The organism is Paenibacillus sp. AGC31 (genome assembly GCF_057334655.1).
On the sequence record NZ_JBHFJH010000031.1, the window covers coordinates 48,404 to 60,373 of the forward strand.

The window sequence follows — 11,970 nt, forward strand, 5'->3', positions numbered from 1 at the left end:
TATGATACCATAAGCTTCCTTTTTAATGGTCGTTTTCGGGGCAATTTTACAAATGTGAATTTCTGCATATTGCTCATAACAGCAAAAAAACGCCAACCACGTTGGCGTTCCCTTTGTTAGCCTGCACTCTTATGTAGGCCTGATTCTACCTGGTTTAACTGCTCGCAATAGTGGAATCGTTCGACTTTGACCGACCTTGGACATGGGTTTTCAAAAATGGAATAACGGTGTCCCAGAAGGTGGGATCTTCCTCAGAACAACTGTGTCCTCCGCTGTTGACCCATAGATGTTCAACAGGCGGATCGGCTTTGGACATAAAATATTCAAGCTCACTCGGGGGAATGAAATTATCCCCCTTGGAGTGTACCATAAGCATTGGCAGTTGCATCCCCCTGCGCCGTTCGTTCAGCATCATCACCGGATCACGCTGACGATAAGATTTCAGAGATTCACCCAGTCGCCAGAACCAGATTCTCGGAATTAACTGGGCCAGTGGAAACAAGGGCAGACGTCGGCGTCTCAACTCTGAACTGACGATTACTTCAAATTGCGATGGCATCGAGTCCGTAATCACTGCTGATACAGGAATTCCCTCCGTCACTGCAAGAATCGTACCCAGTCCTCCCAAAGAATGTCCAAGCACTCCGATGGCATCCGCATCAATCTCTGGTCGTGCAGTCGTATACTGCAACGCCGCGAGCAGATCATCCCGGAACAGGTAGGCAGATGCAGCACGAACCGGATCACTGGCCCCATGACTACGCACATCATACATAAATAAAGCATATCCTGCTTCCCAGATCGGACGTGCGTAACGAAGAACACGGGAGCGATTAGAGCCCCAGCCATGTGCAATAATAACGAGCGGCCATGGTTTCGGAATGTCAACTCTGGCCGGGATGAACCAGCCATGCACCCGACCTCCCCCACTGTCAAAGGTCACATCCTCAAATGGCATTGGGGGTGTCAATGTGATTGGAATCTTCTTGGGTGTCTGGCTCTTTACCGCTGCCTTCCATAATCCACCTGCCGTTACTGCGGCCACGGCGAGCACGCCGCCTATCATTGTTTTAGCTTTCACAGGGCATCTCTCCTCTCCGAATTCTGGCATACATCCATCATAAAACAATAGAATGAACGGCACGTTAAGCGACATGGTTTTTTATGATAAAGATTAATCCAACAACTAATCTAAAGGCACCTTCATATATACCCAAATATACATATCCCTCATCTGACGCTGGAATCCTAGACTTCAGCTGCTTTCACAAATCTCCGTGCACATGCTGCAATCTGCTCATGATCTCCTGCCACAAGAGCTTCTCGTGGTAAAAGTGCACTTCCCAGACCCACTGCAGCAGCGCCTGCTGCGTAATAATCAGCAATATTCTCCAGTGTGGCACCACCTGTTGCCAGCAGTGGAATATGATTCAGTGGCGCTTTGATCTCCCGCAGATACGGTATACCCAGACTCGCCATCGGAAACAACTTCACAACTCGCGCTCCCGCTTCATGGGCAGCGACAATCTCCGTAGGTGTCATGGCTCCAGGCCAGATCTCGACACCATGTTCTACAGCATATTCAATGACAGACAGATCGACATTGGGAGACACCAGAAATTGTGCTCCTGCAGCGACTGCTTCCTTCGCCATCTGCACATTCAGAACCGTACCCGCTCCAACATAAGCCTTTCCTTCATGCCGCTCACGCCAGTCTGCAATAATATCATGTGCTCCAGGTGTGTTCAGTGTGACTTCCATTAGTCGGATTCCACCACCTGTCATACCTTGTCCAGCTGTTACTGCCGCTTCGCGGCTTATACCGCGCACAATCGCAACCAGCCTTGACTCCAATAGTACTTCCGTCAAATTCATATCCAGTTCCCCTTGCTTCATCAATTCGGCAGCCGAAGACAGGCAATCATGGTCACCGCTTTTCCGTTATTCATTATTGTAAGGCATATCCTCTCCTGGATGAAATCATTTGATCCAATATTCACTTCTTGCTTTTAAAAAGACATTGAATTCAACTTGGCTTTGTAGTCAACCTGAAGGAAACAAGGGCAATCGCCAACGCCAACAGCAGGACCATACCACCAATCCACCCCAAATTTTGAACGGAATTGTATTTCACAACTACACCTCCCAATCCGGCACCGAAAGTCATACCTATGTTCATTACTGCCGTATTGTAACTCAGGACTGTTTCAGAAGACTGTGGTCTCAATGTAATCAAATAGAACTGATTCGCGGGCGTTGTTATCCAGGCAGCTGTGCCCCAAATCATGATGGTCAGAAGAATACCTATTGTGGAACCTGCTGTGATTGGCAAAATAAAGAGGGCACCAGCATGAATAATCAAACTGATTGGAATCGTGCGAACAGGTCCCCATCGATCTACCGCATAGCCACCAAGACGGGAACCTATGAATGCAAATACACCCAATACAAGTAACGCCGTACTAATCATTTCTATTGAAAAATCGGCTACTGAACTTAAAAGTGGAGCGATATAAGCAAATACCATGGTGTAGCCCAGAATCCAGAAAACAGTCGTTAATAATCCGGTGATAACCTTTTTATCTTTGATAATCAATAATTGTTGCTTCAGGGAGAGAGACGGGTTACCCTCCATTCGAGGAATAAATCTGTACAACAGCATGAAATTAATAAATGCGATAATTGCAATCATGATATAAACATAGTGCCAATCCATGTAGGCAGCAATGAAGGTACCAATCGGCACTCCTAATACCAATGAAACGGTGAATCCTGTGATGACAGTTGCAATGGCACTACCCTGTTTGCCAGAAGGAGCTAGTCTTGCAGCATAGTTCGTGGCTAGGACAAAATACAGACCACCACTCATGGCCAATACGATGCGTGAGAACATAAGCATGCCAAAGTTCAAACTGAAGAATGCAATGATATTCCCCAAGATAAAAATAAGCATGGAATACAGAAGTACTTTTTTACGTTGTAACTTGGAAGTCAGCATGACCAGAGCCCAGGCTCCCAATGCATGAGATAGTGCATATACGGTGACCAATTGTCCCGCTAATGAGATCGAAACCTGTAAATCGCGGGCAATGATATCTAAAACACCAGATACGACAAATTCGGCTGTTCCCACAACAAAGGCTCCTAAAGCCAATAAATAGATAATAAATGAATTCATTTCAGTCTCCTTTATTCAAAAGAATAGTGTGTGAAATCTTCTGGATATATTCGTTTGTTGAAATTTATAATAGATATAAAAGACAAATTATATCTATTATAAATACAAAAAAATACTTAATGCATCATTGATATTTTACCGGCAATTGAAGATAATTTTCGATTTTTAAGCACTTCTTCCATCTGTCCTTCGGCAGTGATCATGGTTTCTTGAATTAAGCATCCCTGTTTGTGATGACAGCAATCAAACAGAGAGGTTGTACCCTCAATGGCCTGTATGATGTCCAAAAACGTAAGATCCTCCCACTTCTCCTGAAGTGTATACCCGCCATGGGCACCAGATGAAGAATGAATCATCCCCTCTTTTGTCAATTTAGTTAAAATCTTGGACAGATATGTGGGTGAAACATTCTGCCACTTTGAAAGTTGCTGCACACCCACAGGTTTATCTGAATTGGATGCCGCAAGAAAAAGCATCGTGTGCAGGGCGTAATTGGTAGCTTTGGAATACTTCATCATCTCATTCCTTCCTAATAAAAGACTTAATATATCTACAATAACTCCTTTGATACAATTACGTCAATAACCCCCTCTCATAAAAGTGGCACATTGCGTCCACTCCTTCATCAGAGGAGGCTCTTGTTACAAACAACTGTTCCAGCAATATCTATACCTACAGTTCCAATCTATATGCATGCTTTAGGCATTTTCCAATACGTTATCCTTCTCCAAATCTTTAAAGTATCGATCGTTATATAACATGCTTGGATGTGTTGGATGATAGGCAAGTGCGATATCATTATGTTCTCGGGCCTTGGCGCGGTTACCCATCCGGTCATAACACACACATAGTTGCAGATGCGGCATCCAGGTCCAAGCTGCTTCATTCAGCACTACCATAGGATCATCAGGACGTACAGCACGAGTCGCCTGTTCGTACCAGAACAGGGCCTTGCGATAATCTTCACGGTCGGCAAAATAACCACCCAATCGACAGCAAATCTCGGCTCTTGGCAAATCATAGGCAAATGATCGGAACAACGCCGTGACTTCCTGTTCCGGACGTTCAAGTGCAGCTTCACAATCCGCAATTTTCTGGCAAGCAGCGATCTGATCTTCCACCCAGCCCAATCCGGTATCCAGAAACTTCTCATAGTACTTCACCGCATCCTCATGCTGTCCATGGTCCTTCAGTTCATTACCGAAATAGTACAAGTCACGCGGCCCGAATTCCTCTCCGGCCTGTTCCCTTTTGCGATAAATCCGCAGATTACGATCGGTATACACCTTATCTTTCTTGTGGGTAACCGCTATATCACTATGCAGCAGATTGCCCGCTACAGCCAGATATTCATGGACCGCGCCAATCCAGCGAAATTGCCGATCCCGACGCACCAGACGATTCCGACGCAGGCTGTAGGCTACCTTGCCATCTGCTGTGAATGACAGATTATAATCCATTGTGACACTATCAACATCCGGGTCGAGCGAACGTTTCAAGGCGATCAGTTTCGCCCGATCTTCCGGTTCGAACACATCGTCGGCATCCAGCCACAGAATATATTCACTCTTCGCCTGATCGAAGGCAAAGTTTCGTGCTGCTGCAAAGTCATCCACCCATTCAAAATCAACGATACGATCCGTATATCTGGAAGCGATCTGACGAGTACGATCCGTCGAACCGGTATCCACGATTACAATCTCATCGGCAATGCCGTTGACCGAGTCCAGACATCTGGCGAGGGAAGCTTCTTCATTTTTCACAATCATACACAAGGTAATACTGATCGTCTCCTCCCCTCGTCTGGCCCTGCGATTAAATGCAGATACCCCCGGCAGTTCGGACAAACGATAGATGTGGTACGCTGGGAGATGAGTATCGACGAACAAACGAAAACCCAGTGCCTGAGCACGGATGCAAAAATGACGATCTTCGCCCCAGAAGGATACATTGGGAATCTGGTCATATGAAACTCCTGCTGCCAGAACATTTTTGCGAATAAGGGTACATGCCCCCAGCCCTCCAACTTCATAACAACCCGGGATCCGTAGCTGAGTTAGAAAAGCAGTCGTTTGCGTGCCCTCGTCCTCCGCCTCGGTTCCGTCTAATGTTTTGCCACCGCGGCGATACAAGGCATACTCATCTTGCAGCCATACCTGTGGCATTTCCCTGGCATCCGGCTGCCAGCGGGTCCAAAAGATATTGGATACAATGTCTTTGCCACTCGATACAAGTTGCTCCAGCGTCCGCGGATGCAGCACTAAGTCAGAATCTATCAGGAAAACCGCATCGTAGTGGTTGTCACGTGCATATTGCAATATGCGATTTTTCAAACCGGCTACACGCCAAATCTGCTCATCCTGCCAATAGTGTCCCCCCTCATCTTTGCTGTACACCCCTTTGTTGTCAGAACTACCACTGCCATGTTCATCTGCTTGAATAACCGTCCCTTCATGCTGAAGCACAAATTCACGCAATATATTCGATGCGGCTTCTTCCACGTTATCGTCAACAAACAGATAATCCGTCTTCACTGTGGTTCGTTCCAGTGCATGCAGAGAATCCAGAAATTCACGGAGCACCGGAGTGGTCTGGCGAACCGGGCTGGCGATCAGTATTCTTTCCTGGCTAAGCTCTTCAAGCTTTTCCGATTGATGGGTTTCCTGCGATTGATCAGAACGTCTGGGCGGTCGATGATTACTCTGGCTCTCTTTCTGGCTCTCAGGTTGCTCCTCTCTTTGATTCTCTTTCTGATTATCTTTCTCATGTGAATTCGGCTCTATTTGAGGTTGGGATTCTTCTTGCGATTTGCGTAAAGGGTCTTTCTTCAATGTACTCACTCCCCCTCTCCTTATTCGAACCATGCCAACAGTCGTGGCTCTTGATCCAATATCGATTCGTACTGTTCCTTCCAACCGTATCTTGCTTCAGGGTCCAGTGCTTGATAGCGTTCATATTTGCGGATGCGGTCTTCTTCCCGCGCCCAACCATAGTGCTTCACCCGGGGAGCATGACATCCATAGGACCAATGCTGGATCGTTAACGGAAAACGACCACAATGCTGGGGTGTCTCCTTCCATTCATAGTTCATCCCCGGGTGATAACGAATCAGAAATGGCCGATAATAGGCATGCGCCTGCCAGAACTCATCTTCCCGGTAATGCGTCTCACTCCACATATCAAACAATCTGAAATAGATCGCATCTTCATTTCCACTGAGCAGCAGATCCCGTACCAACCCAAAGTCACTGGTTAGAATCTCATCCGCATCCAGATTCAAGATCCACTCCGGATCGGTCGCCACGGTCTCTTTCCATTGTTGTTTTCTCAGGCTTACCTCGTCTGCAAAACGTGAAGCAGCGTTCTCCACTAATACGAGTGGAATACCGTCCAGAAGTTCCCTGCACAGCGCGACCGTTCCATCCGTGCTTCCGTCATCAATGATTACTGCGCGATCAATCCAGGGACGATGTCTCTCCAGTGCCTGCCTGAGATAACGATTCTCTTCATTACGAACGATCATCGACAAGGTAATATGTGGTCTTCCATGTTCCTCATGTCCATCCAAAGCTTCACCCCCATGCTCAAGCTTCTACCTATTAAAATGTCGGATACACGATGCCTGGACGAATCACAATCCTCTATTTCCAATCTATGCAGAGCCGGAATGCGGATATGCAGGCCAAGTAAACCTTTCATGGGGTTAATCTTGATGAACGACAAAAAAGCACCCGCCTTCGCGGATGCTTTTAAATGTAATCACAAGATTAATGTAGTGAAATAAATAAATGAATTAACGATATTCAGCCAAACGATCATTGAGACTACGTGTCTGTCCATAGACTTCCTGGTACAGTGCGAACAGTCCATCATAGACAGCAACCGTTTCCGGGTTCGGCTCATAGGACTTCGCTGGACGAATAAACGCAGTTGCACATTCCTGCAATGACGGGAACCAGCCACAGCCATAGGCAGCCAGCATCGCTGCACCCATCGCAGGACCCTGTTCGCTCTCCAGCTTCACAATCGTGGCATTAAAGACATCAGCCTGCATTTGCAACCAGGCTTCGTTCTTGGCACCACCACCAATGGAGATGACTTCATTGACTGTTTTGCCTGCACCACGCAGAATATCAATGGACTCACGCAGCGAGAAGGTAATGCCCTCCATCACCGCACGTCCAAAGTGCTCCAGCTTGTGTCCTGCATCCATACCGATGAAGCTGCCACGGATATTCGCATCCGGATGAGGTGTACGCTCCCCAACGATATATGGTGTGAACAACAATCCGTTGCTGCCCGCCGGAACCTGATCAATGCCCTGCAAGAGCACATCAAACGATTTGTCCGCTGCAAACGTATCCTTGAACCAGGACAGGCTATATCCTGCGGCAAGTGTTACACCCATAATATAGAAGGCATCTTTCTCCCCGTGATTAAAAAAGTGCACTTTGCCTTCGAAATCGAGATCTTTACGCTCTTCGTAGGAAAGCACAACCCCGGACGTTCCGATGCTGCACATCGTCTGTCCTTCACTCAGAATACCTGCGCCAATCGCACCGCAAGCATTATCCGCACCACCTGCGTATACTTTCGTCGCAGCCGCCAGACCCGTTTGATCCGCAATCTCAGGCAGCAACGTGCCCACTTCCTCAAACGATTCCACAAGACGTGGACATAGGGAGATTGGCAGGTCGAATGCATCTGCAATCTCGTTGCTCCACTGCTTGCCTGCAACGTCCAGCAGCAAAGTTCCCGCTGCATCGGAATAATCCATAGCATAATCACCCGTCAGGCGATAACGCACATAGTCTTTTGGCAGCAGGAACAAGGATGCTTGCTGTAACAATTCAGGCTCGTTCTCCTGAACCCACAGAATTTTCGGCAATGTGAAGCCTTCCAGTGCACGGTTCCGGGCAATGCTTAACAGCTTGCCGTCCAGTACTTTTTCGATCCGGCGGCACTGCGCCGTAGTACGTGTATCGTTCCACAAGATTGCATTTCGCAGCGGTTTACCTTCTGCATCCACCAACACCAGTCCGTGCATCTGACCGGAGAAGCTCATTCCCTCGATTTCCGAAGGCTGCACGCCAGACACTTCCAGCAACTTACGCAAGGAAACAATGGTCTGCTCTACCCAATCTTCAGGGTTTTGTTCGCTGTATCCAGCCTTGGGCTGATACAACGGATATGCCTCAGATGCTTCAAATGCCACTTTACCTTCACGATTGACCAACACGGTTTTGACCGCGCTGGTTCCAAGATCGACACCGATTACGTAACTCATAGGTTAACTCCTCTCGTTTGTAACAGGATTGTATAAATGAAACCTTGATGCTTATGTGGTCACTTCGTGATCAGAAAACCCTTGGATCGCCGTTACCCCCGGATTTCCTTTATACCCTTTAGCAAGGGTGAAATCCGGGGATAAATGCGACCGCTTTGCTTCCTCGGGTCCTTTCTGCTCACTTCGTTCTGCATTTACCATCTCAGAGAAACATTTATATCAAAACAGTAAAAACGTACTCGTTTTTGTAGCGAAAAGATTGATCCAATGACCTTGATTCGTCATTGGTTATAAATGAAATCCTTGATGCTCATATGGTCACTTCGTGATCAGAAAACCCTCAGATCGCCGTTACCCCCGGATTTCCTTTATACCCTTTAGCAAGGGAGAAATCCGGTGATAAATGCGCACGCTCCGCTTCCTCGGGTCCTTTCTGCTCACTTCGTTCTGCATGCACCATCTTAAAGAAACATTTATATCAAAAATCTTAAAAATCGTGTTGTTTGTTTAACCAAAAAACCGCCCCCGTCTTCCCAAGGGAAAGTCGGGGACGGTCCGAATGTCATGCTTGTTCAGGCGTTCCATGGTACAAGCTAATCTTGTGCATAGGCAAGCTTGGATACTAATGTCCAACACATATGAGTTGAATAACCATCGGTGGCCGACGTGCACCAACCCTGCCTTATGCGCTATTAGTCAGCCAGGATGTACTGGTTAAGTTGTGCTCTCAGCAATTCCTGACGTCCGGATTGATTTTTGCGTGGGCTTTCGTTGTTGAGTGCATACTCAGCAAGGGAAGCCAGTGTCGCTTTACCTGCAACCACATCTGCGCCAATACCTTCGCTGAAGCTGCTGTAACGTTTTTCGATGAAGTCATCGAATACACGATCTTCAATCAACTTCGCTGCTACTTTCAGACCTTTTGCATACGTGTCCATACCTGCGATGTGTGCCAGGAACAGATCGTCTGCTTCGAAGGAACCACGACGTACTTTCGCGTCAAAGTTCACACCACCACGGCCGATACCGCCGTTTTTCAATACTTCATACATTGTCAACGTAGCATCGTACATATCAACCGGGAACTCATCCGTATCCCAACCGATCAACATGTCGCCTTGGTTCGCATCGAGGGAACCGAGCATGCCGTTTGTACGAGCAACGCGGATTTCGTGATCGAATGTATGACCAGCCAGTGTAGCATGGTTCGCTTCCAGGTTAAGTTTGAAGTGTTTGTCCAAACCGTATTTTTGCAAGAAAGCAATGGAAGTTGCTGCATCATAATCATATTGGTGTTTTGTTGGCTCTTTTGGTTTAGGCTCGATCAGGAATTGTGCGTCAAAGCCAATTTCCTTCGCGTAGTCTACAGCCATGTGGAACATGCGAGCAATGTTGTCTTGCTCCAGTTGCATGTCTGTGTTCAGCAATGTGTCGTAACCTTCACGACCGCCCCAGAATACATAGTTTTCAGCGCCCAGGCGTTTACCCACTTCCAGACCTTTTTTGATCTGTGCTGCAGCGTGAGCATACACGTCTGCGTTGCAAGTGGATGCTGCACCAAACATGAAGCGTGGGTTCGAGAACATGTTTGCCGTGTTCCAGAGCAGTTTTTTGCCGCTGGATTTCATATGATCTTCAATCAGATCAACGATTGTATCAATGTTGCTGTAGAACTCACGCAGGTTGTTACCTTCTGGTGCAATGTCCACATCGTGGAAACAGAAGAACGGGAGATTCATTTTTTCCAAAAATTCAAATGCCGCTTCCACGCGTACTTTCGCGAGGTCCAGACCCGAGTATTTATCCCACGAACGAACAGCTGTCTCCGCACCGAACGGGTCACTGCCGCCTGCAGTTAATGTATGCCAGTAAGCCATGCCAAAACGGAAATGTTCTTCCATCGATTTGCCGGCTACCACTTCTTCCGGATTATAATGTTTAAAAGCAAAAGGATTCTTGGAATCTTTACCTTCAAATGCAATTTTATTAACGGATTCAAAATAGGCCATGTGTAAAATGCCTCCTCAATAGTTTTAAGAAATCGTTTACACCGTTATCCTATCACATCGAATTTACTTTGTCTATTGGTTAAACAAAGTAAAATAAAATTGTTTTTTACATGTTTGTTTACGCTATAATAGTCGAATAACTTGTTTCGGATGTGGGTCAGAACCCTTTTATCAGAAGAATAGGAGTGCCTTAACCATATGAAAATTACCGGAGACCAGATGCTGGTCAAAAAAATAAACAAGTCGATCGTTCTGGATACGATCCGGCGCCATGCCCCTCTTTCTCGTGCGCGAGTGTCCGAGGTTACGGGGCTGAACAAAGCAACGGTATCCAATCTGGTTGCTGATCTGATCAGTGATGACCTGGTGCAGGAGATTGGCCCTGGTGAATCCAGCGGCGGACGTAAACCACTCATGCTGCTGTTTCGAGGGACATCAGGCTATGCAGTCGGTCTGGAACTCAGTGTGACTCATTTGAAAGGCGTGCTAACAGATCTGGAAGGACACATCATGACAGAGTACGCAATGACCTTGGAACATCATGACGTGTCCTCTGTACTGGAGCAATTGAAATTGGCAGCAAAACAGCTCATTGAAGCAGCTCCTCCTTCGCCTCACGGTGTCATTGGCATTGGCATCGGAGTACCCGGCATGGTCGATGAGGCAGGGACGGTCCTGTTTGCACCCAATCTGGGGTGGGAGAAGGTAGCTCTTCGCTCCACTCTTGAAGAAGAATTTAGACTACCAGTAACCATCGATAATGAAGCCAATGCTGGTGCCCATGGAGAGTTGAATTTTGGGGCAGGTATCGGTGTCCGTCACATGATCTACATCAGTGCAGGCATGGGGATTGGTTCAGGCATCATGGTAGATGGTGAATTATACAAAGGCGCGTGGGGCTACGCAGGAGAAACAGGCCATATGTCCATTGAAGCGGAAGGTCTGCCCTGCTCCTGTGGTAATCGTGGTTGCTGGGAGTTATACGCATCGGAAAAAGCTTACGAGCACCCGGATCATCAGCTAAAATTACCTGCTCATACTACACGCGATCTTATTCATTATGCCGAGCAAGGCCACGAGGCTGTTCAGGAATTATACAACACGATTGGGCGCAAACTGGGGATTGGCATTACCAATATCGTTAACAGTTTCAACCCGGAACGTATTATCATTGGCGGTCCGCTCTCTGAAGCAGGTCCCTGGATTGAAACAGCGTTAAAACAAGTTGTCGAGGAACGTACATTACCTTATCACCGCCGCAGTTTGCAGATTGAATGGGCAGCTCTGGGCAGCCGTTCCACCCGCGTTGGTGCCGCTTACTCTGCGATATCCCAGTTTTTAGGAAAAATTAGGGTGTCTGTCTAATAACAGATGAAAATTGACATCATTTCGCCCCATTTCCTCCCTTTTTGTTAAAGAAATCCAGATGTATAATGGGGTTATGTGATTTTTGTCATGGCTGTGTGAATCAAGCTGTGTTAATTCCGATAACGAAA

Annotated in this window: 9 protein-coding genes; 1 reads left to right on the top strand and 8 read right to left on the bottom strand. The window is 47.1% G+C overall.

Going from position 1 to position 11,970, the window contains the following annotated elements:
• Nucleotides 1-154: 154 nt before the first annotated feature.
• From ACE04G_RS18800 to xylA, 8 genes are all read right to left on the bottom strand, one after another.
• The gene (locus ACE04G_RS18800) at nt 155-1,081 is read right to left on the bottom strand and encodes an alpha/beta hydrolase (RefSeq protein WP_449003975.1); all 927 of its coding nucleotides are present in this window, start codon (nt 1,079-1,081) and stop codon (nt 155-157) included.
• Between the two features lie 167 nt (nt 1,082-1,248).
• Complete coding sequence (locus ACE04G_RS18805) at nt 1,249-1,875, bottom strand: bifunctional 4-hydroxy-2-oxoglutarate aldolase/2-dehydro-3-deoxy-phosphogluconate aldolase (RefSeq protein ID WP_449003976.1); 627 nt, start codon at nt 1,873-1,875, stop codon at nt 1,249-1,251.
• 151 nt (nt 1,876-2,026) lie between these two features.
• Nucleotides 2,027-3,178 carry an MFS transporter gene (locus ACE04G_RS18810; protein ID WP_036606945.1) on the bottom strand — a complete coding sequence of 384 codons (1,152 nt, stop codon included), beginning with the start codon at nt 3,176-3,178 and terminating at the stop codon, nt 2,027-2,029.
• Nucleotides 3,179-3,294: 116 nt separating this feature from the next.
• Nucleotides 3,295-3,693, bottom strand: a complete 399-nt coding sequence (locus tag ACE04G_RS18815) for an RrF2 family transcriptional regulator (RefSeq protein WP_036607093.1) — start codon at nt 3,691-3,693, stop codon at nt 3,295-3,297.
• 183 nt (nt 3,694-3,876) lie between these two features.
• On the bottom strand, nt 3,877-4,947 hold the full coding sequence (locus tag ACE04G_RS18820) for a glycosyltransferase (RefSeq protein ID WP_449004005.1): 1,071 nt from the start codon (nt 4,945-4,947) through the stop codon (nt 3,877-3,879).
• Nucleotides 4,948-6,029: 1,082 nt separating this feature from the next.
• Entirely contained in the window at nt 6,030-6,746 is a 717-nt protein-coding gene (locus ACE04G_RS18825) for a glycosyltransferase family 2 protein (protein WP_449003977.1), read from the bottom strand.
• 225 nt (nt 6,747-6,971) lie between these two features.
• Nucleotides 6,972-8,465 carry a xylulokinase gene (gene xylB / locus ACE04G_RS18830; RefSeq protein ID WP_449003978.1) on the bottom strand — a complete coding sequence of 498 codons (1,494 nt, stop codon included), beginning with the start codon at nt 8,463-8,465 and terminating at the stop codon, nt 6,972-6,974.
• A 692-nt stretch (nt 8,466-9,157) separates the two neighbouring features.
• Nucleotides 9,158-10,474: a xylose isomerase gene (gene xylA / locus ACE04G_RS18835; protein WP_036606941.1), complete on the bottom strand. Its 1,317-nt coding sequence runs from the start codon at nt 10,472-10,474 to the stop codon at nt 9,158-9,160.
• Between the two features lie 198 nt (nt 10,475-10,672).
• Here xylA and ACE04G_RS18840 point away from each other — a divergent pair, with 198 nt between their 5' ends.
• Nucleotides 10,673-11,839 (top strand): ROK family transcriptional regulator, encoded by a 1,167-nt coding sequence (locus ACE04G_RS18840; RefSeq protein WP_339179462.1) that lies wholly within the window; start codon nt 10,673-10,675, stop codon nt 11,837-11,839.
• Nucleotides 11,840-11,970: the final 131 nt, after the last annotated feature.

Coding starts and splice junctions, on each gene's coding strand:
- ACE04G_RS18805 (WP_449003976.1), bottom strand. CDS start 1,875: ATGAATTTGACGGAAGTACTATTGGAGTCAAGGCTGGTTGCGATTGTG.
- ACE04G_RS18810 (WP_036606945.1), bottom strand. CDS start 3,178: ATGAATTCATTTATTATCTATTTATTGGCTTTAGGAGCCTTTGTTGTG.
- ACE04G_RS18815 (WP_036607093.1), bottom strand. CDS start 3,693: ATGAAGTATTCCAAAGCTACCAATTACGCCCTGCACACGATGCTTTTT.
- ACE04G_RS18820 (WP_449004005.1), bottom strand. CDS start 4,947: ATGATTGTGAAAAATGAAGAAGCTTCCCTCGCCAGATGTCTGGACTCG.
- xylB (WP_449003978.1), bottom strand. CDS start 8,465: ATGAGTTACGTAATCGGTGTCGATCTTGGAACCAGCGCGGTCAAAACC.
- xylA (WP_036606941.1), bottom strand. CDS start 10,474: ATGGCCTATTTTGAATCCGTTAATAAAATTGCATTTGAAGGTAAAGAT.
- ACE04G_RS18840 (WP_339179462.1), top strand. CDS start 10,673: ATGAAAATTACCGGAGACCAGATGCTGGTCAAAAAAATAAACAAGTCG.